Consider the following 22,682-nt stretch of genomic DNA (forward strand, 5'->3'; position numbering starts at 1 on the left):
TTGCACCTCACGCTAATTTGACCGAACATACTGACATGCTGCGTATCGCTGCCCGGCGCCCACGGGAGGCCGCGAGCTTCAGCCGCCCCCTCGCGCTCCTCGTCGCGGGTGCGCTGTTCCTCGAGAACCTCGACGGCACGGTGCTGCAGACGGCTGCGCCGGCGGTGGCCCGCGACTTCGGGGTCGCCCCGGCGGGTGTGAGCCCCGCGATCGTGGGCTACCTCCTCGCGGTCGCGGTGGCCATCCCCGCCGCCGGGTGGGTCGCCGAGCGGTACGGCACGCGGCGGGTCTTCCTGTGGTCGGTCGTGGGGTTCACCGCCGCGTCGGTCGCGTGCGCGCTGGCACCGGACCTGCTGTGGTTGTGCGTGTTCCGGCTCGCCCAGGGAACGGCGGGAGCGCTGATGATCCCCGTCGGGAGGATCGCGGTGCTGCGCGCGGTCCGGCCGGCCGACCTCCTGGCGGCGATGGCGTACCTGACGTGGCCTTCCCTCGTCGCGCCGGTGATCGCGCCGTTCCTCGGCGGCGTCATCACCGACGTCCTGGGATGGCGGTGGATCTTCGTGCTCAACGTACCGATCGGCGTTGCATTGGCGGCCGGCGGTGCGCTCCTGATCCCGCGGAACGACGAGGGCATCCGCACACCGCTCGACCGATGGGGCTACCTGCTCACCGCGGGCGCGGTCGTGTGCCTCACCGGCGGCGTCGAACTGCTGCGAGGCGGACGCCCGTGGACCGTGGCCGCCCTGGTGGTGGCCGCAACGCTCCTCGCCGGGGTGGCTGCACAGGGGATGGCGCGTCGCCCCCACCCGCTGTTCGATCCGGCGGTCATGCGCATCCGGACCTTCCGCGTGGGCAACGTGAGCGGATCGATCTACCGTCTCGTGATCACGGGCGCGCCGTTCCTCTTCGTGCTGCTCTTCCAGGCCGGATTCGGGTGGAGCGCTGCCGCGGCGGGCGCGATGGTGACGGCGGTCTTCGTCGGCAACCTCGCGATCAAACCGCTGACCTCCCCGATCATCCGGGGGCTGGGGTTCCGACGCACCCTCGTCTGGTCGATCGTCGCGGGTGCGGTGACGCTGCTCGCCTTCGGGTGGGTGCACGCGTCGACGCCGGCGACGGTGATCGCCGCGCTCCTGGTGTTCTCCGGGATGGTCCGGTCCATCGGCTTCAGCGCCTACAACACCGTCATGTTCGCCGATGTCCCCCGCGACCTGCTCCCCGCCGCGAACGGCCTGTCCGCCACACTCCAGCAGGTGGGCACGGCCCTGGGCATAGCCGCGGCGGCAGCGGCCGCGCGTCTCGGCACGGGCCTGGCGGGCCCGGACGCCGTCGAGCTCGGCTACCGGATCGCCTTCGTCCCCTTCGCCGCACTGCTCCTGCTGCCCCTCGCCGGGGCGCTACGGCTCCCCGCGAACGCAGGCGAACACGCCGCTGCCCGACGGTGACGCGCACCGTCGGGCGAGCGGTCGGCGAGCGGAATCACAGGACGACCGTGACGCGCTCCGCTGCGGATCGGCGCGCCGCCGCCAAGGCACGGGCCTGCGCGACGGCGTCGGCGCGACCGAAGGCCGGCGCCGCCCCACCGGCGAAGGCGGCGCTCGCCGCCTCGAACTCGATCCGGTAGGCGTCCTCGTTGTCGGGCCCGGGTGGGGTGAGGCCGAAGGCGCCGCCCGGATCCGCCGGCAACCGCTCCGCCCGTTCCCCGCGGATCACCTCGACGGCGCCGGACCGGCACAGCCACGGATCGTCGACGACGATCCGTCCCTCCGTGCCGACGAGCTCGAGCTGGTCGCGCCGCTCCAGGTCCAATCCGACGTCGATCAGCCCGAGGACGCCGTCCTCCAGTTCGAGGACCGCGGAGGCACGGAGGTCGTGGCCCGCGCCCGAACCGGCCGGATCGGCGACACCGACTGCACGCACGGTCGACGGTTCGCCGCCGAACAGCCGGACCGCGCTCACGCAGTAGCCACCGAGGTCCGCGAGCGCGCCGCCGCCGAGGTCGGTCGTGCGCCGGATGTCGCCTGCGGGGGCGCTCACGCTGAGCGCGGCGCGGACGAGCGCGAGCGCACCGATCGCGCCCTCCGCGAGCAGGCGACGGACCAGCAGCGTCTGCGGGTGCAGCCGCCACATGAAGCCCTCGATCGCGAGCCGCCCCGCGCGCTCCGCGGCGTCGAAGACGGCCGTCGCCTCCTCCGGGTCCAGGGTCAGCGGCTTCTCGCACAGCACGTGCTTACCCGCTTCGAGGGCCCGCACGGCCCACTCGGCGTGCAGCGTGATCGGCAGCGGCACGTACACGGCATCGATGTCGGCGTCCGCGAGGAGATCCTCGTAGGAGCCGTAGGAGACCGGGGCGCCGACCTGCGCCGCGTAGTCGGCCGCCCTACCCGGCTCCCGCCCGGCGACGGCGGCGAGATCGGCACCGTCGGCGGCGGCGATCGCGCGGGCGGCCACCCGCCCGATCCCCGACGTCGACAGCAGGCCCCAGCGCACCGTCATGCCCGGACCTCCACCACCGCACCGGTCCGGAGCGATTCCGCGGCGGCGTCGGCGAGCAGCAGGGCCGCCCGGCCGTCGTCGAAGCCGGGGGACGCCGCGCCGCCGGTCTCCGTCATCGTCACGAAGGCGTCGAGCTCCGCGCGGTAGGCCGGCGTGTAGCGGTCGAGGAAGAAGGTGAGGGCCGGTCCCGCGGCACCGGTGTGCGCCGCCCCCGAGAAGGTCACGGACGTCGCGTGCTGGTTGGCCGCGCTGAGCGAGCCCAGCGCGCCGAAGGCCTCCAGCCGCTGGTCGTAGCCGTAGGCGCAGCGCCGGGAGTTGGTGATCGTCGCCAGCTGCCCGCCTGCGCCGCGGAGGACGACCATGGCGCCGTCGACGTCGCCGGCAGCGCGGATCTCCTCGGAGACCAGGTTCGATCCGAGGGCGGACACGGCCACCACCTCGCCGAGGAAGAACCGGGCGAGGTCGAGATCGTGGATCATCATGTCGCGGAACAGCCCGCCCGAGGAGGCCACGTACTCCGCGGGTGGCGGCGCGGGGTCGCGGCTGACGATCGTCAGTTGCTCCAGCGAGCCGATCTCCCCCGCGTCGACACGGCGGCGGACCTCGGCGAAGGAGGAGTCGAAGCGGCGGTTGAAGCCGAGCATCACCTTCTGCGTGAGCTCGCCGAGGTCGGCGCGGCACGCATCGACCCGCGCGAGGTCGAGGTCGATGGGCTTCTCGCACAGCACGGTCCGGCCGGTGCGTACCGCGCGGGTCAGCAGGTCGACGTGCGTCGGTGTCGGCGAGGCGACCACGCCGGCGTCCACGTCACCGGCCGCGAGGACCTCCTCGACATCGGTGGTCCAGGCCGCGCCGTAGCGCTCACCGACTTCTCCGGCCGCCGCCTCGATCGGGTCGAAGACCCACGTCAGCTCGGCGCGGTCGCTCACCGCGACGGAATCGGCGTGCACCCGCCCGATCCGGCCGCATCCGAGCACCGCGATCCGGGTCCTGCTCATCGCACCTCCTCCAGGTGCTGCGCGGTGCGCAGCGTCTCGACGGCCAGCGCGACGGATTCGCGCTGGCCCAGCGTGTAGTCCTCGTTCTCGATGGACAGCGGACCGTCGTAGCCCGCGAGGCGCAGGTTCGCGATGAACCGCACCCAGAAGTCGACCCCGTCGGGGTGCCCCGTCCCGACGGCGACGTAGTTCCAAGCCCGCTCCCCGGTACGCGGGTTCGGGATCGTCTCCAGCCGGGAGGCGACTGCGGCGCGGTCCTCGATCCGGGTGTCCTTGGCGTGCACGTGATGGATCGCGCCGTCCAGGGCGCGGATCGCGGCGAGCGGGTCGGCGCCCATCCAGATCAGGTGGCTGGGGTCGACGTTCGCGCCGACCGTGTCGCCGACGGCATCGCGCAGGCGCAACAGCCCCGGGACGCTGTAGACCAGCTGGTTGGCGTGCATCTCGACAGCGATCCGGACACCCCGTGCTCGCGCCTCCTCGGCGATCGGCCCCCACCAGTCGATCGCCCGCTCCCACTGGTAGTCCAGGAGTTCCAGGTTCTCCGGCGGCCAGACCGTGGTGATCCACGGCGGCACCGTATCGCCCGGATAGCCGGGGAGGCCCGACATGGTGACGACGGTGCCGACCTCGAACTCCTGGGCCAGCCGCAGCGCACCGCGCAGGACGGCGGCATCGCGCTCTCCGTGCCGGGGGTGCAACGGGTTCCCGGCGGCGTTGAAGGCCTCGAGCCGCAGCCCGCGGGAGGCGACGTCGCGGGCCAGGCCCGCACGCGCGCCACCGTCGTCCAACAGCTCCGCCAGATCGGCGTGCGGGGCGGGCGACCACCCGCCGTGCACACCGCCCAGGCCGATCTCGACGGTCTCGACGCCGAGGTCCACGGCCGTGTCGAGGGCCTCGGCGCGGGTGAGCTCGGAGAGGCTGTCGGTGAGCAGTCCGATCTGCACGTCAGCCCCCGATCCCGGACGTCGCCGGCACCGTCAGGCCGAACAGGCCACGGCGGCGGACGAAGGAGTCGTCGGGGACGCCGATCTCCGCGAGGCCTGCGACGCCGGCGGTGAACAGCGCGCCGTCGAGCGGGAGGCGGACGGTCGTCCCGAGGGCGCCGGACGCGTAGGCGGCGACGGTGATCTCGAGGATGTGTCGGGCGACCGCGGCGTCGACGGCGGGCGCCCGGTCGCCGGCGATCGCGTCGGCGAAGTCGAGCACCGTGTCGCGCATCGACGCGGCGATGAGGGGCTCCAGTTCGGCTCCCGCCGGGAGGTCGACGGTGCGCGTCCCGGATTCCGTGGTGACGGTGAGTGATTCGAACGGGGCCCACGGCATCGTCCCGTCCGCGCGGTAGTGCGCGACCGCGCGGCCGCGAGTGCCCTCGACCGCGACACCGCCCTGGCCCATGCCCCACGCGATGTTCACCATCGCGACGCGGCGGCCGGCCTCGAGGCGGCACAACGCGATTCCATCGACGGCGTCGCCGTCGGTCGCGCTATCGACGAACGCGGAGACTCGCTCCGCGCGGGCGCCGAGGAGGGCCTCGGCGAGGTACACCCCGTGCAGCATGTCGACCAGGACGCCCCCGCCCGCCTGCGCGGGATCGTGCCGCCAGCTGGGCCGATAGCCCGCCGCGCCCGGTAGGTCGAGGACACCCAGCATGTCGACGCGCGCCGTGCGGATCTCGCCGAGCTCGCCGGAGTCGATGATCGCCCGCAGCGCCACCACCTCCGGGAAGAACAGGTAGTTGGCGACCACCGCGAGCACGGTGCCCGCCTTCTCGGCCGCGGCGCGCATGGCCTCCGCGTCCGCGGGGACGGCGGCGATCGGCTTCTCACACAAGACGTGCTTGCCGGCGCGGGCGGCGGCGACCGCGACGTCGCGGTGCAGGTGCTGCGGGGTGCACAGGTCCAGCGCGTCGACGTCGTCGCGGGCCAGTAGCTCGGCGACGTCCGCGTGCACCTGCTCGGGTGTCAGTCCCGCGGCGACGCGGCCCAGCTCGAGCCGCTCGGGGGTCGGGTCGGCGATACCGACGATGCGGAACCGGTCGTCGGCGGTGAGGTACGCGGGGATGTGGAAGCCCAGGGCGATGTTGCCGCAGCCCACGAGGGCCACGCGGATCGGCTCGGTCATGTTCGCTCGATTCGGGTCGGGGTGGTCAGGTGTCGACCGTGACGGGGCGCCCGGCCGCGTCGGACCGGACGGCCGCCTCGACGATCGCCAGGGTGCGGACACCGTCGGCGACGTCGGGGAGATCGGCCAGGTACGGGGAGGGGTCCTCGCCCAGCGCCTCGGAGAGCAGCGCGCACGCGAAGTCGCGGTAGAGGTTCGCGAAGGCCAGCGCGTACCCGTCCGGGTGTCCGGCGGTGAACCGGGACGCGGCGAGCGCCGCGGGGGTCGCCGCGGGTCCGGCTTTGGTGAGCAGCCGGTCGGGTTCGCCGGCGGCACGCCACCACAGGGTCTCCGGGGTGTCGTGGTCCCAGCTCACGCTGCCGCGGTCGCCGTGGACGGTGACCGCGAGGCCGTGCGTGGCCCCGGCGGCCTGCGAGGTGCTCCAGCAGCGTCCGCGCGCGCCGTTCTCGAAGCGGAGGGTCAGATACGCGTTGTCGAAGGCCACATGCTCGGGGGCGACCCGCGCGAGGTCCGCGGCGACCGTGGTGATCCGACGGCCGGCGACGAACTCCGCGAGGTGCAGCGCGTGCGTGCCGAGGTCGGCGATCAGCGCGGTGACGCCGCCCTCCGTGCCGTCCACGCGCCACGAGCCGGGCGGTGTGTCCGCCGCGTACATCCCGCCGGCGAACCTGCTCTCGACCAGGGTGATCCGGCCGAGGTCGCCCCGGGCGACCATCTCCCGCGCCTGGCGCACCATGGGATAACCGCTGTAGCAGTGGGTGAGCATGAGCCGCCGGCCCGACTCCGATACCGCCGCCGCGACCCGGCGGGCGTCGGCGGCGGTATCGGTGAGGGGCTTCTCGGAGATCACGTGGAAGCCGGCTGCCAGGAGGTCGCAGGCGATCTCGGCGTGGCTCGACGGCCGGGTCGCGACGATCACCGCGTCGACGCGGTCCGCCCGCACGGACTCCCCCGCGATGAGGGCGCGGTGATCGGCGTAGGTGCGCTCCGGTGGCACGAGCCACGACCGCCCGGTGGCCGCGTTGGTGTCCGGGTTGCGGGAGAAGGCGCCCGCGACGAGGTCCCACAGCCCGTCGGCGCGGAGCGCGACGGCGTGGGTCTCGCCGATGTAGCTGCCGATCCCGCCGCCGACCATTGCGACCCGCACGCGGCGGCCGAAGCGTTCGAGGAGTGTCGCCCTCACCCACTCACCTGCGCAGTTCGTGGCTGAGGGTCTCGAGCTCGTCGCCGCCCGCCATCTGCGAGGTCAGCTCCTCCAGGCTGATCTCGTCGTACGTGCAGTCGAGCTTCTGCCGGCCGCGGTTGAGCAGCACGAAGTGATCGCCGACCATGTACGCGTGGTGCGGGTTGTGCGTGATGAAGACGACGCCGAAGCCCTGGTCCCGGGCCGCTGTGATGTACCGCAGCACCATGCCGGACTGCTTGACGCCCAACGCTGCCGTCGGCTCGTCGAGGATCAGCACCCGCGCGCCGAAGTAGATCGCCCGGGCGATGGCGACGCACTGCCGCTGGCCGCCCGACAAGGAGCTGATGGGGGCGTCCACGTCCGGGAGATCGATGCCCATCTTGAACAGTTCCTCCTTCGTCGTGGCGCGCATGGTCTGCACGTCGAGACTCTTGAGGAAGCCCGAGCGCAGCTCCTGGCCGAGGAAGAAGTTGCGCCACACCGGCATCAACCCCACGACTGCGAGATCCTGGTAGACGGTGGCGACGCCCTTCGCGAGCGCGTCCTTCGGCGAGTCGAGGGTCGTGACCTCGCCGTCGACGAGGACCTCGCCCTCGCTGGGCTTGTGCAGCCCCGCCATCGTCTTGATCAGCGTCGACTTGCCCGCGCCGTTGTCGCCGAGCACGCAGGTGACCTCGCCGGGGTACACGCGGAGGTTGATCCCCTGGAGCGCGATGATGTTGCCGTACTGCTTGCCGACGTCCTTGAACTCGATCAGCGCGACCTTGTCGTCGCCGGTCTCGGGCGTCTCGGCCTGAATGTCGTCCGTGGTCATCGGGTCACCTCTTCGCGGCGAAGTTGCGGAATGCGTTGTTGGCGATCACGGCGAACAGCAGCATGATGCCGAGGAAGAACTTGAACCAGTCGGGGTTCCAGCCGGCGTAGACGATGCACTGGTTGACCATGCCGAAGATGAAGGCGCCGATCATGGCCCCGACCGCGGTGCCGTAGCCGCCCGTGAGGAGGCAGCCGCCGATGACGGCGCCGATGATGTACAGGAACTCGTTGCCGACGCCCTGCCCGGACTGGACGGTGTCGTAGGCGTACAGCAGGTGTTGCCCGACGAACCAGGCGCAGAAGGCCACGAACATGAACAGGCCGATCTTGACCTTGGTGACCGGGACACCCACGGCCCGTGCGGAATCCTGGTTGCCGCCGACGGCGAAGATCCAGTTCCCGACCCGGGTGCGCATGAGCACGTAGGTGGCGACCGCGGTGAACAGAATCCACCAGAGCACCGTCACCTTGAGGCCGACGCCGAAGACGTGGATCGTCGAGGAGAAGACGGCCTGCGCCGACGGGAACCCCTCCATGTCGGCGATGGTCGGGGTGGCGACCTGGCCGGTGACCATCTTGGTGACCGCGAGGTTGATACCGGTGAGCATGAGGAACGTGGCCAGCGTGATGAGGAAGCTGGGGATCTTGGTGCGCATCACCATGTAGCCGTTGAAGGCTCCCACGGCGAGCGACAGCCCCAGGGCGAGCAGGGATCCCACCCACGTGTTCAGGTGCAGGTTGTAGGCGAGCATCGACGCCGCGAGCGACGAGAAGGTCACGGCCACACCGGTCGACAGGTCGAACTCGCCGCCGATCATGAGGACGGCGACCCCGCAGGCCATGATGCCGATCGTCGAACTGGCGTACAGGACGGTGGCGAAGGCCTCCGGACTGCGGAAAGGCGGCGCCACGATGAGGAAGAAGATCAGGATCGCGATCGCGCCGATCAGGGCGCCGACCTCGGGGCGCAGGATCAAGCGCTGGAGGGGCTTCTGTTTCTTGACGCGTTCGTCGGTGACGGGCGTGTGCGTGCTGAGGTCGAGGGCCTCGTCGGTGGTCATCAGCGGGTACCGCCCTTGGCGAGCTCGGCGACCTTGTCGACGTTGGTCTTGTCGATGAACGCCGGCCCGGTGAACACGGCCTGCCCGCCGCCGATGGTGTTGCCGTTGATGATCTGCAGCCAGAGCGAATCGATGGCGAGGTAGCCCTGCAGGTACGGCTGCTGATCGACGGCCCACGCGACCTTGCCGTTCTGGATCGCTCCGACCAGGGCCGCGTTGGTGTCGAAGGTGACGATCCGTGGCTTGGCGCCGGCGCTCTCGACCGCCTTGGTGGCCGTCAGCGCGAAGGGGGCGCCCAGGGCCACCACGGTGTCGATGCTCGGGTCCTGCTGCAGCTTGGCGTTGACCTTCGACTGCACGTCGGTCATGTCCTCACCGTTGACGTTGAGGTTCTCGACGGTGCCGCCCGCGAGGCCCGTCCGGACCCCCGCGCACCGCGACTCGAGCTGGACCTGCCCCTGCTGCTGGATGATGCAGATGGCCTTCTTCGCGCCCTCCTTCGCGAGGCGCTCCCCTACGGCGACGCCCGCGGTGGTCTCGTCCTGGCCGAAGTACTGTTGGATCCCCATGCGGGCGTAGTCGTTGTAGCCGGCGTTGAACGCGGAGACCGGGATCCCCGCCTTCTGCGCGTTCTGCACCACGGCCTGGAAGGCGTTGGGCGTGGAGAGGGTGAGCGCGATCCCGTCGACCTTGCTGTCGATCGCCGCCTGCACGAGATTCGCCTGGTTGGGCGCCTGCGGGTCGTTGGAGTACCGGAGGGTGACGTTGTCCTTCTTCGCCGCCATCTCCGCGCCCTTGCGGATGAGGTCCCAGAAGGTGTCGCCGGGCTGCTGGTGCGTGACCATGGCGATGGTCAGGCGCTTGGTGCCCGCCGAGCCGACTCCGGCGCCGCCGTCGCCGGTGTCGCGCGGCGCACCGCCCGTGCTCGAGCACCCCACCACCGTGATGAGCGCGGCCGTGCCGGCCGCGGTCGCGGCGAGCAGGGTTCGGAGCTTCCGCGGCCGCTGCGTGGTCTTCTTCATTGCTGTGTCCCTTCGACCTCACCGAGTGAGACGACCCACTCGCTGAGCTGAATGTAGTACAGATCACAGCGCTTGCCTAGTGTTTGTTCAGACATACGCACATTGCCGCGATCTTGCGGCTCAACCGGGCGGTGCGGTGGTGCCCCGGACGACCAGTCTCGGTGCGAGAACACGGCTCTCACGGTCGCGCGCCGCCGGGGCCGCGACGCCGCCGCCCGCCCCCATCCGGTCGCACAGGAGAGCACCCGCGCGGTGGCCCACGTCGAAGCTGCGGTCGTCGACCGTCGTCAACCCCACCAGCCGGGTCGACGCCAACGAGGTGTCGTCGTAGCCGACGACGGAGAGGTCCCGCGGGACGTCCATCCCGTGCTCGCGCGCCGCCCCGAGCACGCCGACCGCCATCACGTCGTTCGCCGCGAACACCGCGGTGATCCCGGGATCCGCGGCGAACAGTTCGGTCGCGGCACGGAATCCGGCCTCGTCGGACGCCTCACCGCGCCACGAGGCGTCGACCGCGGTCGCGCCCAAGCGGGAGACCTCGGCGGAGAAGGCCTCCCGCCGCACGTCGCCCGCCCCGCCGCCGGCGCACACCTGTCCGACGACGCGATGCCCCAGCCCCACCAGGTGTCGCGCGACGAGGCGCGCTCCCTCCGCATCGTCGTTGGCGACCGCGTCGAACCGCGCGTCCCGCACCGCGCGGGTGCCCGCGACCACGACCGGCGGGAGCGCCGCACCGTCGCGCGCGAGCAGCGATCGCGGGGGATCCATGCCGAGCACGAGCCCGTCGACCCGCATCGCGAGCATGGATTCGACCGGGTCCTCGGCCTGGTCCGCGGTCGCGACGTCGACGACCGCCAGTCGGTAGCCGGCGGGCCCCAGCGCGGCGTGCAGGCCGCGCACGAGGTCGACGAACCACAGGTTCGTGTAGTCGTCGATCAGCACGCCCACGGTGTGCGTTCGCCGGGCGGCGAGGTCGGCCGCAGCCCGACTGGGGCGGTACCCGAGCTCCGCGATCGCCTCCTCGACGGCACGCCGCGAGACGTCCCCGACCCGCGGCGATCCCTGCAGCACCAGGGAGACCAGGGACTTCGACACCCCCGCCCGCGTCGCGACGTCGTAGATCGTCGGCCGTCCATCCGCCATGCGCCACCCCTTGACAGGACATACGAACATTACTCATCATTGTTGGAGCGCTCCAACTCACATCGACAGTAGGTCGTGACAGCGCGCACAGCAACCCTGAAGGAGGGAACAATGAGCGGGAACAGCATCGGCGTCGCCGTGATCGGCGCCGGCATGGCGGGGAAGGCGCACGCCGCCGGGTACCGGTCCGCCACCGCCGTCTACGGCCCCGGACTGCCGGACGTGCGGCTGGTCTCCATCGCCGACGCGTACGAACCGCTGGCGGAGGACACCGCTCGCCGGTTCGGCTTCGAGCGGCACGACACCTCCTGGCAGGCGATCGCGGCTGCCGACGACATCGACGTGGTGAGCGTGGTCGTGGCCAACGCACTGCACCGGGAGATCGTCGAATCCCTTCTGGCCGCGGGCAAGCACGTGCTCTGCGAGAAGCCTCTCTCGGACGCCCTCGCCGACGCGCGCGCCATGGTGGCCGCCGCGGACACGGCCGCCGAGCGCGGCGTCCTGGGCCGGATCGGCCTGACGTACCTCCGCTCGCCCGGCATCGCCCTGCTCGGCGAACTGGTGCGGAGCGGCCGCCTGGGCCGGCTCATCAACGTCGACGGCGCCTACTGGACCGACTACGCCTGCGACCCCGATGGCCCGATCAGCTGGCGGTTCAAGGGCCCGGCGGGCTCGGGCGCGCTCGCCGACGTCGGCAGCCACCTGACCTACATCGCGGAGCTGTTCGGCGGCCCGGTCGCCACCGTCCGCGGCGCGACGCTGCACACCGCGTTCCCGACGCGCCCCAAGCCGCTCGGCCGCGTCATCGGCCACGAGCACGGCGCGGTCAGCGACGAGCGGGACGCCGTTGAGAACGACGACGTGGCCGGCTTCTTCGTGGACTTCGCGGGCGGCGGGACCGGCGCGCTGCAGGTCTCCCGGGTGGCGGCCGGCCACCCCAACACCCTGAAGGTCGAGGTGTTCTGCGAGCGAGGCTCGGCGGCGTTCGACTTCCGCAATCCGGGCCAGGTCCAGGTCGTGCTCGCCGACGGCGACCACGCGCTCGGCGGCCCGCGCACGGTGACGCTCGGCCCCGACCACCCGTACTGGCGCGGTGGCCTCGCGATGGACGCGCCCGGCGTGGGGATCGGCCAGAACGACGGCTTCGTCTTCCAGGCCCGCGCGATGCTCGAGGAGGTCGCCGGCCTGCGCGCCGACGAATCGCTACCGCGCAACGCCGACTTCGCCGACGGCCTGCACAACATGGAGCTCATCGACGCCGTCGCCCGCTCCGCTGTCGCCGGCGGCGCCCCCGTCGACGTGCCCTCGCTCCTCCCCCGGTCCTGACGTCCCGACATCCCGACGGAGAATCCCCATGAAACTCGGCCTGTACAACGCGATCTACCACGACCGCCCGCTGCCCGACGCGCTCCGCGCGATCGCCTCGGTGGGTCTCACCGGTATCGAGCTCAACACCGGGGGCTTCCTGCCGCCGGTGCACGTGCCGAACATCGCCGACATCCTCGCCAGCGACACCGCCCGCGACGACTTCCTCGGGAGCTTCGAGGGCACCGGCGTCACCATCGCCGGCCTCAATTGCAACGGCAACCCGCTGCACCCGAACCGCGCGATCGGCGGCAGGCACGCCGACGACATCCGCCGCTCGATCCGGCTCGCGGCCCGCCTGGGCCAGGACCGCGTCGTCACCATGTCCGGCCTGCCCGGCGGCGACCCCGGTGCACGGCACCAGAACTGGGTGGTGAACGCCTGGAACTCGGCCGCGCTCGACGTCCTGGACCACCAGTGGGAGATCGCCACCGAGTTCTGGCGCGAGACCGACCGCATCGCCCGCGACCACGACGTCACGGTCGCGCTGGAGCTGCACCCGCAGAACATCGTCTTCAACAGTGCGTCGGTGCACGAGCTGGTCGAGCGGACAGGGTCCACGCACCTCGGCGTGGAGCTCGACGCCTCGCATCTGTTCTGGCAGCAGATGGACCCGGTCGCCGTGGTCCGGCACCTCGGCGATCTGGTCGTCCACGCCGCCGCCAAGGACGTCCGGATCAACCCGGAGCACGCGGCGCTGAACGGGGTGTTGGACAACTCCTTCCGCCGGCTCGGCGCCGACGAGCCGCGGACCAACCTCGGTGGCGACGAGTGGGCCAACGAGTGGCCGACGGAGTCCGCGTGGGACTTCGTGGCGCTCGGCAAGGGCCACGACGTCGCGTACTGGACCGAGTTCCTCCGCGCCCTGCACGAGGTGGATCCGGACATGCTCGTGAACATCGAGCACGAGGACACCGAGCTGGGCCGCGAGGAGGGCGTCGCCGTCGCGGCCGAGGTCCTGCTCGCGGCGGACGCCGCGCTCACGGCATCCCTGCGGACGGAGCCGGCGCGCGGGTGACGGACGACGGGTGCCGACGGTCCGCGGACCGTCGGCACCCGTTCCACGCGGACTACGCGGACTACGCGGACTACGCGAGCGTCACCCAGCGCCCCTCGTCGACCGAGCGGGTCATGGCGTCGAGCGCGCGGGCGCTGCGCACCGCATCGTCGACGGTGGCGCCCTCGGGGACGCCGGTGACCACCGACCGGAGGAAGCGCTGGGCCTCGATGACCTTGAGGTCGTCGTAGCCCATGGGATTCGCCGCGCCGGGCTGGAACGCGGCGTAGTCGCCGCTGCCGGGCCCGACGTGCACCGCCGACACGGGCTGGTCCTGGAAGTCCGAGCCCAGTGACGCCTCGAGCTCGCCCATGCGCCGGTAGTCCCAGCGCACCATGCCGGACGTGCCGTGGATCTCGAAGCCGTAGGAGTTCTGCTCCCCCACCGCGACCCGGCTCGCCTCGAGAACGCAGCGCGCCCCGGACGCCAGGCGCAGCTGCGCCGACAGGTAGTCCTCGTTCTCGACCGCGCCCCGCACGCCGGACGTGGCGAGCTGGTGTCCCGAGGTGGCGCCGGTGGGCTCGGAGCGTTCGGGGATGAAGATCGCGGTGTCGGCGACCAGGGCGGCGATGTCGCCGAGCAGGTGGGTGACCAGGTCGACGCCGTGGGACCCCAGGTCGCCGAGCACGCCGTTCCCGCCGCGGCCCCGCTGGTAACGCCAGGTGAGGGCACCGTCGGGATGGGCGGCGTAGTCGCTGAACAGCCGGAACCGGGCGTGCGTGATGGTGCCGAGCCGGCCGTCGGCGATCATCGCCCGGGCGGCCTGCACCGCAGGGGCGTTGCGGTAGTTGAAGCCGACGGCGGTGCGCCGGTCGTTGCGCTCCGCGGCCTCGGCGACCGCGGCGGCGTCCGCCGCGGTCAGCCCGACGGGCTTCTCGATCCAGAGATGCTTACCGGCGTCGAGCACCGCGACGCCGATCTCGCGGTGCAGGAAGTTCGGCACGGTCACCGAGACGGCGTCGATCGACGGATCGCCGAGGACGTCACGCCAGTCGGTGTAGGCGGCGGAGGCCCCGAACCTGGTGGCGAACGCCGTCGCCCGCCCCGGGACGTCGTCCGCCACCGCGGCGAGCACCGGCACGGCCGGGCCGTCCGGGTAGTGATGCGGCACACGGGCGTACGCCTGCGCGTGCACCCGGCCCATCCAGCCCATGCCGATCACGGCCACCCGCACCGGGGTCGGATCCTGCTGCGTACCGTCGTGCATCGTGTGCCACCTCCGTCGTATCCAGCCGAACGGTTTCAGGATGCCACACGTTCGATAGTCATGTCATGACATTCTTTCAATCTCGTCGAACTACTTGTCAAACGCTCCACCGGTCTGCTGTGATGTTCCTCACGCGGACAGCGGGAAGGACTTCGACACATGACGCACGGAAGCACCAGCACACCGGAGGGCGGAACAACACTGCCACCCCTGCGGCCGGGCCCCCACCAGCGGCGGATGGACCTGGTCGCGGTCGTCGCGACCTTCGGCGGACTGCTCTTCGGCTACGACACCGGCGTGCTCAACGGCGCGCTGGAGCCGATGAAGCACGACCTGGGCCTCACCACGACGACCGAGGGCCTGGTGGTGAGCACGCTGCTCATCGGGGCCGCGGTCGGCGCGCTGCTCTGCGGCCGGCTCGCCGACGCCATCGGGCGCCGGAAGACGATGATCATCCTCGCGATCGTCTTCTTCGTCGGCACCCTCGGCGCGGTCTTCGCGAACGACCTGGCGGTGATGCTGCCGGCCCGGTTCGTCCTCGGCCTCGCGGTGGGCGGCGCCTCGGTCGTCGTGCCCGTCTACCTGTCCGAGCTGGCGCCCACCGAACGTCGCGGCGCACTCGGCGGCCGGAACGAGCTGGCGATCGTCGTCGGCCAGCTCCTCGCCTTCATCATCAACGCGATCATCGCGCGCGTCTGGCCGCCGCTCACCGACGCCAACCCCGACGGCCACCCCGGGGTGTGGCGGATCATGCTCGCGGTCTGCGCCGTGCCCGCCGTCTTCCTGTTCCTCGGCATGCTGCGGATGCCCGAGTCGCCCCGCTGGTACATCTCGAAGGGGCGCCACGAGGAAGCGCTCGCCGTACTGATGCAGGTCCGCACCGAGGACCGGGCGCGCGCCGAGATGGCGGAGGTCGAACACCTCGCCCACGAGGAGGAGGCCGCACAGACCGGCGGCTGGGCCGACCTCGCTATCCCCTGGGTCCGCCGCATCATGCTCGCCGCCGTGATCCTCGCGATCGCCCAGCAGCTCACCGGCATCAACTCGGTCATGTACTACGGCACCGAGATGCTCAAGACCGCGGGCTTCAGCGACAGCGCGGCCCCGATCGCCAACATCTTCATGGGCGTCTCGGCGGTGATCGGCAGCGCCGTCTGCCTGTTCGTCCTCATCGACCGGATTCCACGCCGCAGGCTCATCATCATGGGCATGATCGCCGTCACCGTCTGCCACGGCCTCACGGTGCTGTCGGCGCTGATCCTGCCCGAGGGCAAGGTCCAGGCCTACGCCGTTCTGATCTTCGTCGCCCTGTTCGTGCTGGCGATGCAGACGGCGCTCAACGTGCCGGTGTGGGTGTGCCTGTCCGAGCTCTTCCCCCTGCGGCTGCGCGGCTTCGGCATGGGTCTGTCGGTGCTCGTGCTCTGGCTGACCAACGCACTCGTCGGGCAGCTCTTCCCCACGCTGATCAAGGTCGGTGGCATCGTCGGAACGTACGGCACGTTCTTCGTCGTTTGCGCGCTGTTCGGCTTCCTGATCTACAAGACCCTGCCCAACACGAGCGGCCGTTCGCTGGAGGACTTGGAGGAGTCCTTCTCCCGCGGCGACTTCCGCTGACCGGCCCGTTACTGACACGAGGAGCATCATGACCATCATCGTCGCGGTCCCCGGCACCACCGAAGGCCCCGTCGCACTGCGCGCCGGCGTCGAGGAGGCGAAGTCCCTCGGCACCGATCTCGTGGCCGTCAATCTCGGCATCGCCGCACTCGACGTCTCGGAGGTCGAGGGCGAGGTGCCGATCACCGTCGTGGAGCGGACGGGGCGCGGCGACCGCGATCCCGTCGACGCCGTGCTGGACGAGATCGACGAGCGCGGCGCGACCCGCCTGGTGATCGCGGTCCGCCGCCGGTCGCTCGTGAGCAAGGCGGTGCTCGGCAGCGTCAGTCAGCGCTTGATCCTCAACGCACCGATCCCCGTCCTCGCCGTCAAGGCCGACTGAGCCGCGGTCAGCGGTCCTCGGCGAGGCTGGTCAGCGTGCCGATGCCCTCGACGGTGACCGCGACGTGCTGGCCGGCCGTGATCGGGCCGACGCCCTCCGGAGTGCCGGTGAGGATGACGTCGCCGGGCAGCAGGGTCATGACCGACGAGATCCATTCGACGATGTCGCCGATGGAGTGGATCATCAACGACGTGCGCGAGTCCTGCTTGATCTGGCCGTCGAGCTCCGTGTAGATCCGCGCGTCGGACGGGTCGAACTCGGTCTCGATCCACGGGCCCAGCGGACAGAAGGTGTCATAGCCCTTGCCGCGGGTCCACTGGCCGTCGTGGCGCTGCTGATCGCGCGCGGTGACGTCGTTCGCCACGGTGTAGCCGAGGATGACGTCCTTCGCCCGCGCGGCGGGCACGTCGCGGCAGGGCTGGCCGATGACGACGGCGAGCTCGCCCTCGTAGTCCACCTGCTCGGAGCTACGCGGCAGCTTGATCGGCGCCAGCGGGCCGATGATCGAGGTGTTGGGCTTGATGAAGATCACGGGATCCTTGGGCGCTTCGCCGCCCATCTCCGCGGCGTGCGCCGCGTAGTTCTTGCCGATGCAGACCACCTTGCTGGCGAGGATCGGGGCGAGCAGCCGCACGTCGTCGAGCGCCCAGCTGCGGCCCGTGAACTCCGGTGTGCCGAAGGGGTGCTCGGAGATCTCCCGGGCCCGGGCACCGTCCTCGGGGTCACCCTCGATGGCCGCGAACGCGACCCCGTCACTGCTGGCGATTCGTGCAAGGCGCATGCCGCGAGCCTACCGTTCGACTCCGATACTTCGATCCACTAGGCTTCGTCTCAGATAGCGAGCTTGCCGTCTCACTAGTTGGGAGTAGCGATGGAGATGTCCGCCGCCCGGCGGTGGTGGATCCTGGTGGTCTCGATGACCGCAGCGATCACCACGACCGCCGCCGTGAACTGCACCGCCTTTCTCCTCCCCCAGCTCATCCAGGGCGGCCTGAGCCCGCAGCGCGCCGGGCTGTTCGCCGCCGCCGCGCCCGCCGGGCTGCTGCTCACCACGATCCTGTGGGGCGTCATGATCGACCGGTACGGCGAGCGCCGCGTCCTGCTGATCAGCATGGCCGGCGCCGTGGCCGGGCTGGCGGCCGCCGTTGCGGCGTTCGCGGCGCACGCTCCCCTGTACGTCGTGGCCCTCGCACTGTTCGTCGCGTCCGCGATGGCGGCGAGCGGCAACGGCGCGAGCGGCCGGATCGTGGTCGGCTGGTTCCCGGCGTCCAGCCGCGGCACCGCGATGGGCATCCGCCAGACCTCGCAGCCCCTGGGCATCGCGCTGCTGTCGTTGACGATGCCGCTGCTGGCGAGCCGCGCCGGCCTGACCGCGGCGATGCTCGTGCCGCTCGCCGTGGCCGTCGTCTCCGTCGTGCTGGTGTGGGCGTTCATCGTCGATCCGCCGCGGCCCGAGACCGGTCCCGCGGCGGTCGACGCACGCGCGAACCCGTACCGGGAGGACTCCTTCCTGGTCCGCATCCACGCCGTCTCGCTGTTGCTGGTGCTGCCGCAGGGCGCGATCTGGACGTGGGGCATCACCTGGCTGATCGTCGGGCTGCACTGGGCGCCCTCGACCGCCGGGCTGCTCATCTCGGCGAGCCAGCTGCTCGGGGCGGGCGGGCGGATCCTGGCGGGCGCCTGGTCGGACCGGCTGGGTTCGAGGACGTCGCCGATCAAGTGGATCGCCCTGGCCGCCGCCGCCTCGATGGGCGGGCTCGGCGCGCTCGCCGCGGTCGGCTCGCCCATCGCGGTGGTGGTGCTCCTCGTCGCGTCGGTCGTGACCGTCGCCGACAACGGGCTGGCGTTCACCGCGATCGCCGAGAAGGCCGGGCCCTACTACAGCGGCCGCGCCCTCGGGATACAGAACACCGGGCAGTTCGTCGCGACGACCGCCGCCGGGCCGATCCTCGGCGCCCTGATCCACGCGACGGGTTTCGGCGCCGCCTTCGCCATCGTGGCCCTGGCCCCGCTGCTCGCCTACCCGCTGGTCCCCTCCGACGCGAAGGTCCCCGAACCGCAGGAGGCGGCACCGTCGTTGCCCCGGAAATGACTTAACAGCGTTAGCCCAGGGCGCTTCCTGGGAGAACGCCTGCTGCTAACGCTGTTAAGTCAGGGCTGGGTCCGACGGTGCCCCGCCGGAGGGGTAGCCGACGGGTTATGCGGTGAGGGCGGCGGCGATGCGGTCGCCGACCTCGACGGTGCGGATCGGGGCGTCGCCGCGGGCGGCGAGGTCCGCGGTCACCGCGTCCTCGATCCGCTGCGCGCCCTCGGCGTTCCCGAGGTGCCGCAACAGCATCGCGGCCGACAGGATGGCCGCGGTGGGATCCGCGACGCCCTGGCCGACGATGTCGGGGGCGCTGCCGTGCACGGGCTCGAACATCGACGGGTTGGTGCCCGTCGCGTCGATGTTGCCCGACGCGGCCAGGCCGATGCCGCCGGAGATCGCGCCGGCCTCGTCGGTGAGGATGTCGCCGAAGAGGTTGTCCGTGACGATGACGTCGAACCGCGACGGATCGGTCACCAGGTAGATGGTGGCCGCGTCGATGTGGCTGTAATCGACGGCGACGTCGGGGAACTCGGTCGCCACCTCGTCGACGGTGCGCTGCCACAGCGATCCGCCGAAGACGAGCACGTTGGTCTTGTGCACCAGCGTCAACTTCTTCCGCCGGGTGCGCGCGAGCTCGAAGGCGAAGCGCACCACGCGCTCCGCGCCGAACCGGGTGTTCACCGACGTCTCGTTGGCGACCTCCTGCGGGGTGCCGACGCGGATGGCGCCGCCGTTGCCGGTGTAGGCGCCCTCGGTGCCCTCGCGGACCACGACGAAGTCGATCTCGCCCGGGTTCTTCAGCGGCGACTCGACGCCCGGGAAGAGCTTCGACGGGCGCAGGTTCACGTGGTGGTCCAGCGCGAACCGCATCTTCAGCAGCAGGCCGCGCTCGAGCACGCCCGGCGGGACCTTGCGCGGGTCGCCGATGGCGCCGAGCAGGATGGCGTCGTGCTCGCGCAGGGACGCCAGGTCCTCGTCGGTGAGCAGCTCGCCGTTGCGCTCGTAGCGGCGCGCGCCCAGGTCGTAGTCGGTGGTCTGGATCTCGCCGACCACCGCGCGCAGCACCTTGAGCGCCTCCGCCGTCACCTCGGGGCCGATGCCGTCCCCGCCGATCACCGCGAGCTTCACGACAGATCCACCTGCGCGATGGTGGTGGCGGCGACCGCGTCGCCGATGGCCTGCTGCACCTCGGCGGAGACCGGCTGGCTGACGCGCAGCAGCACCGTCGCGCCCGCACCCTCGGCGTCCTGGCTCAGCGCCGCGGCCTGGATGTCGATGCCGGCGTCGCCGAGGAGCGTGCCGATCTTGCCCAGCGAGCCCGGCTGATCGCCGTAGGCGATGAACAGGTTCAGGCCCTCGGCGCGCAGGTCGAAGTTGCGGCCGTTGATGTTGGTGACCTTCTCGACGCGGCTCAGGCCCGACAGGGTGCCGGCGACGTTCTGGACGGTGCCGTCGCCGTACACGGCGCGCACGTCGACCAGGCTGCGGTGGTTGGGGCTCTCCGAGACCTTCTCCAGCTCGACGGTGACGCCGCGCTCCTCCGCCAGGGCGGGGGCGTTGACGAAGGTGACGGCGTCCTCGATGACGGCCGAGAACAGGCCGCGCAGCGCGGAGAGCTGCAGGATATCGACGTTCTCGCTGGCCAGCTCGCCGCGGACGGTGACGCCGATCTTCTCCGGCAGCTGCCCGGGCAGGCCGCCCAGCAGCACGCCCAGCTTGCGGGTGAGCTCGAGCCAGGGCGCGACCTCCTCGTCGACGGCGCCGCCCTTGACGTTGACCGCATCCGGGACGAACTCGCCGGCGAGGGCCAGGCGGACGCTCTTGGCGACGTCGGTGCCGGCGCGGTCCTGGGCCTCCGAGGTCGAGGCGCCGAGGTGCGGGGTCACGACGACCTGCGGCAGCTCGAACAGCGGGCTGTCGGTGCAGGGCTCGGTCTCGAAGACGTCGAGGCCGGCGCCGAAGACGTGGCCCGACGTGATGGCGTCCGCGAGGGCCTGCTCGTCGATGAGGCCGCCGCGGGCCGCGTTGACGATGACGACGCCCTTCTTGGTCCGGGCGAGCGCCTCGCGGCCGATCAGGCCCTTGGTCTCCGGGGTCTTCGGGAGGTGGACCGAGATGAAGTCGGCGCGCTCGAGCAGCTCGTCGAGGGTGAGCAGCTCGATGCCGAGCTGCGCGGCGCGGGCCGGGCTGACGTAGGGGTCGTACGCCACGATCTTGGTCTCGAAGGCGGCGAGGCGCTGCGCGACGAGCTGGCCGATGCGGCCCATGCCGACGACGCCGACGGTCTTGCCGAGGATCTCGACGCCGTTGAACGAGCTGCGCTTCCACGTGTGCTCGCGGAGGGTCTTGTCCGCGGCGGGGATCTGGCGGGCGGTGGCGAGCATCAGCGCGACGGCGTGCTCGGCCGCGGTGTGGATGTTCGACGTGGGCGCGTTGACCACGAGGACGCCGCGCTCGGTGGCGGCGGGCACATCCACGTTGTCCAGGCCGACGCCGGCGCGGGCGACGATCTTGAGCTTGGTGGCGGCGGCGAGGACCTCCGCGTCGACGGTGGTCGCGGAGCGCACGAGCAGCGCATCCGCCTCGGGGACCGCGGCGAGCAGGGCGGGGCGGTCGGGGCCGTCGACCCACTTCACCTCGACGTCGTCACCGAGCGCCTCCACTGTCGACGGTGCCAGCTTGTCGGCGATCAATACCACGGGACGGGTCACTTGCGCTCCTCATTCACGGTGCCGGTTGCAGGGTCAGCTTAGTGACCTGCGTCGGGGGCCTTCCGCGCCGGGTTGCCGGGAGCCTGCGGGCCGAAGATCCGGCGCACCGCGAGCGCCACCTCCACATCGAGCCGGTCGTCGCCGATCTCCCGGCCCCGGCGCGCCACTGCGCGGCGCACCCGGTACTTCACCGAGTTCGCGTGCATGAGCTGCTGCTCGGCCGTCGCCTTGAAGCTGCCGCCGGTGCGCAGGAAGATCTCCAGGGTGCTGCGCAGCCGCTCGTCGGCGGCGGTGTCCCCGGCCAGGGCCCCGAGGACACCGTCGGCCCACGCCCGGGCGGCGCCGACGTCGTGGGCGACGAGGGCCGCGAGGCCCACGCCCGGGTCGGTCGCGACGAGCAGCGGCGCGTCCGTCGCGTCGGCGACCCGCTGCACCTCCCGGGCCGCCCGGTTCGTCGCGCGGAAACCCTCGAGGCCCTCGCGCGGCGGCCCGAACACGACGCGCGGAGCGTCCGGGTCGGCGGCGACGAACTCGCGGGCGGCGGCGATCGCCGTCTCTCCGCCGGCAACCGGCAGCCAGGCCCACGCGGTGAGCCGGTCGACCGCCATCGTGAGCGGCGGCGCGACGGCACCCGCCGCGGCGCCGAGCTCCCGGAGGAAACGCTCGATCCGCTCGACCTCGTCGACGCCCTCCGAATACCAGACGACCATCCCGATGTGGCTCGCGCGCAAGGGATACCGGATGCTCGCAGAGGCGGCGGCCACACTCGGCACCTCGCCGTCGAGGACCTCGAGGACGCGCACGGTCCGCGCCCCACTCCGGGCGTCCACCCACGCCGCCCGCTCGGTCTCGTACTCGTCGAGCACGCGCCGGGTGACGACGTCGTTGTAGTCGAAGGACCAGCCGACGAGCCAGCGCATCGCCGCCTCGCGCAGTTCCTGTCCCGCCTCGGGGTCCGCGTCCAGCGCCTCGCCGATGAGGGCGATCATCGTCTGCTGCCCCAGGTAGTAGGCCCGGACGAGCGACGTCGCCGCCATGCCGCGCTGCGCCACCCGGCGCGGGTACTCGAGGGCGGCGAGCGGGACCTCGATCCGCTGCACGGGCACGTCGAGGACGATTGCGTGGGTGACGTTCTCGACGTTGGCCTCGACGCTCGCGGCCAGGGAGCCGAAGATCGCGTCGTCGGCGCGCAGGTCGGGAAGGTCGGCCGCGATCCGCTCCGTCATGGCGTCGGACACCGCGCGACGCGACGCCGCGCCCAGCACCCGGGCGATCAGCCTGCGCGGGGCGTCGGGGTCCATCACCAAATCTTAGCGCGCATCACGGAATGATTCAGCGTGAATTCGTCCTCCGAGGACGAATTCTGCGTCACATCTCGTCGCCGCTGGACGATGTGACGGCGATCACTCCA

At 71.6% G+C, this 22,682-nt stretch carries 20 protein-coding genes; 6 read left to right on the forward strand and 14 right to left on the reverse strand.

Going from position 1 to position 22,682, the window contains the following annotated elements:
• The first annotated feature begins 35 nt into the window (after nucleotides 1-35).
• Nucleotides 36-1,445: an MFS transporter gene (locus BLW32_RS20080; RefSeq protein ID WP_068626895.1), complete on the forward strand. Its 1,410-nt coding sequence runs from the start codon at nucleotides 36-38 to the stop codon at nucleotides 1,443-1,445.
• A gap of 34 nt (nucleotides 1,446-1,479) precedes the next feature.
• Here BLW32_RS20080 and BLW32_RS20085 read toward each other — a convergent pair whose 3' ends face one another.
• The 9 genes from BLW32_RS20085 to BLW32_RS20125 form a co-directional block, all read right to left on the reverse strand.
• The gene (locus tag BLW32_RS20085) at nucleotides 1,480-2,496 is read right to left on the reverse strand and encodes a Gfo/Idh/MocA family protein (RefSeq protein WP_068739450.1); all 1,017 of its coding nucleotides are present in this window, start codon (nucleotides 2,494-2,496) and stop codon (nucleotides 1,480-1,482) included.
• Nucleotides 2,493-3,494, reverse strand: a complete 1,002-nt coding sequence (gene iolG, locus BLW32_RS20090; RefSeq protein ID WP_068739452.1) for an inositol 2-dehydrogenase — start codon at nucleotides 3,492-3,494, stop codon at nucleotides 2,493-2,495. Before iolG ends, BLW32_RS20085 begins: the two co-directional genes overlap by 4 nt.
• On the reverse strand, nucleotides 3,491-4,441 hold the full coding sequence (locus BLW32_RS20095) for a sugar phosphate isomerase/epimerase family protein (protein WP_068739454.1): 951 nt from the start codon (nucleotides 4,439-4,441) through the stop codon (nucleotides 3,491-3,493). Before BLW32_RS20095 ends, iolG begins: the two co-directional genes overlap by 4 nt.
• 1 nt (nucleotide 4,442) lies before the next feature.
• Nucleotides 4,443-5,618: a Gfo/Idh/MocA family protein gene (locus BLW32_RS20100; protein ID WP_068739455.1), complete on the reverse strand. Its 1,176-nt coding sequence runs from the start codon at nucleotides 5,616-5,618 to the stop codon at nucleotides 4,443-4,445.
• A gap of 25 nt (nucleotides 5,619-5,643) precedes the next feature.
• A complete protein-coding gene (locus BLW32_RS20105; RefSeq protein WP_139286272.1) occupies nucleotides 5,644-6,801 on the reverse strand; it encodes a Gfo/Idh/MocA family protein in 1,158 nt (385 codons plus the stop codon).
• Between the two features lie 4 nt (nucleotides 6,802-6,805).
• Nucleotides 6,806-7,618 carry an ATP-binding cassette domain-containing protein gene (locus tag BLW32_RS20110; RefSeq protein WP_068739459.1) on the reverse strand — a complete coding sequence of 271 codons (813 nt, stop codon included), beginning with the start codon at nucleotides 7,616-7,618 and terminating at the stop codon, nucleotides 6,806-6,808.
• Between the two features lie 4 nt (nucleotides 7,619-7,622).
• Nucleotides 7,623-8,681, reverse strand: a complete 1,059-nt coding sequence (locus tag BLW32_RS20115; protein ID WP_068521492.1) for an ABC transporter permease — start codon at nucleotides 8,679-8,681, stop codon at nucleotides 7,623-7,625.
• Nucleotides 8,681-9,703 (reverse strand): substrate-binding domain-containing protein, encoded by a 1,023-nt coding sequence (locus BLW32_RS20120; protein ID WP_068521494.1) that lies wholly within the window; start codon nucleotides 9,701-9,703, stop codon nucleotides 8,681-8,683. Before BLW32_RS20120 ends, BLW32_RS20115 begins: the two co-directional genes overlap by 1 nt.
• A gap of 120 nt (nucleotides 9,704-9,823) precedes the next feature.
• Entirely contained in the window at nucleotides 9,824-10,846 is a 1,023-nt protein-coding gene (locus BLW32_RS20125; protein ID WP_068739461.1) for a LacI family DNA-binding transcriptional regulator, read from the reverse strand.
• A gap of 111 nt (nucleotides 10,847-10,957) precedes the next feature.
• On the opposite strand from BLW32_RS20125, the gene BLW32_RS20130 reads away from it, so the two are divergent.
• Both BLW32_RS20130 and BLW32_RS20135 read left to right on the forward strand, forming a co-directional pair.
• Nucleotides 10,958-12,172, forward strand: coding sequence for a Gfo/Idh/MocA family protein (locus BLW32_RS20130; protein ID WP_068739463.1), 1,215 nt, complete (start codon nucleotides 10,958-10,960; stop codon nucleotides 12,170-12,172).
• A gap of 28 nt (nucleotides 12,173-12,200) precedes the next feature.
• Nucleotides 12,201-13,229, forward strand: coding sequence for a sugar phosphate isomerase/epimerase family protein (locus BLW32_RS20135; protein WP_068739465.1), 1,029 nt, complete (start codon nucleotides 12,201-12,203; stop codon nucleotides 13,227-13,229).
• A gap of 70 nt (nucleotides 13,230-13,299) precedes the next feature.
• Here the strand turns inward: BLW32_RS20135 and BLW32_RS20140 are convergent, their stop codons facing one another.
• Entirely contained in the window at nucleotides 13,300-14,475 is a 1,176-nt protein-coding gene (locus BLW32_RS20140; RefSeq protein ID WP_068739467.1) for a Gfo/Idh/MocA family protein, read from the reverse strand.
• A gap of 159 nt (nucleotides 14,476-14,634) precedes the next feature.
• Between BLW32_RS20140 and BLW32_RS20145 the strand changes: the two genes are divergently transcribed.
• Both BLW32_RS20145 and BLW32_RS20150 read left to right on the forward strand, forming a co-directional pair.
• A complete protein-coding gene (locus BLW32_RS20145) occupies nucleotides 14,635-16,089 on the forward strand; it encodes a sugar porter family MFS transporter (RefSeq protein WP_068739469.1) in 1,455 nt (484 codons plus the stop codon).
• Nucleotides 16,090-16,117: 28 nt separating this feature from the next.
• Nucleotides 16,118-16,471 carry a universal stress protein gene (locus tag BLW32_RS20150; RefSeq protein WP_068521506.1) on the forward strand — a complete coding sequence of 118 codons (354 nt, stop codon included), beginning with the start codon at nucleotides 16,118-16,120 and terminating at the stop codon, nucleotides 16,469-16,471.
• Nucleotides 16,472-16,478: 7 nt separating this feature from the next.
• On the opposite strand, the gene BLW32_RS20155 is transcribed toward BLW32_RS20150, so the two are convergent.
• The gene (locus BLW32_RS20155; protein WP_068521507.1) at nucleotides 16,479-17,252 is read right to left on the reverse strand and encodes a fumarylacetoacetate hydrolase family protein; all 774 of its coding nucleotides are present in this window, start codon (nucleotides 17,250-17,252) and stop codon (nucleotides 16,479-16,481) included.
• A 90-nt stretch (nucleotides 17,253-17,342) separates the two neighbouring features.
• Between BLW32_RS20155 and BLW32_RS20160 the strand changes: the two genes are divergently transcribed.
• Entirely contained in the window at nucleotides 17,343-18,563 is a 1,221-nt protein-coding gene (locus BLW32_RS20160) for an MFS transporter (RefSeq protein WP_068739471.1), read from the forward strand.
• A 105-nt stretch (nucleotides 18,564-18,668) separates the two neighbouring features.
• Here the strand turns inward: BLW32_RS20160 and BLW32_RS20165 are convergent, their stop codons facing one another.
• From BLW32_RS20165 to BLW32_RS20175, 3 genes are read right to left on the reverse strand one after another with little or no spacing between them, the layout of a single operon-like run.
• On the reverse strand, nucleotides 18,669-19,688 hold the full coding sequence (locus BLW32_RS20165; RefSeq protein ID WP_068739472.1) for a 3-isopropylmalate dehydrogenase: 1,020 nt from the start codon (nucleotides 19,686-19,688) through the stop codon (nucleotides 18,669-18,671).
• On the reverse strand, nucleotides 19,685-21,271 hold the full coding sequence (serA, locus tag BLW32_RS20170; protein ID WP_068521513.1) for a phosphoglycerate dehydrogenase: 1,587 nt from the start codon (nucleotides 21,269-21,271) through the stop codon (nucleotides 19,685-19,687). The genes BLW32_RS20165 and serA overlap by 4 nt, the downstream gene beginning before the upstream one ends.
• Before the next feature lie 38 nt (nucleotides 21,272-21,309).
• Complete coding sequence (locus BLW32_RS20175) at nucleotides 21,310-22,572, reverse strand: RsbRD N-terminal domain-containing protein (protein WP_068739474.1); 1,263 nt, start codon at nucleotides 22,570-22,572, stop codon at nucleotides 21,310-21,312.
• Nucleotides 22,573-22,682 lie beyond the last annotated feature (110 nt).

Origin of the sequence: Tsukamurella tyrosinosolvens, assembly GCF_900104775.1 — a bacterium.
GTDB lineage: Bacteria > Actinomycetota > Actinomycetes > Mycobacteriales > Mycobacteriaceae > Tsukamurella > Tsukamurella tyrosinosolvens.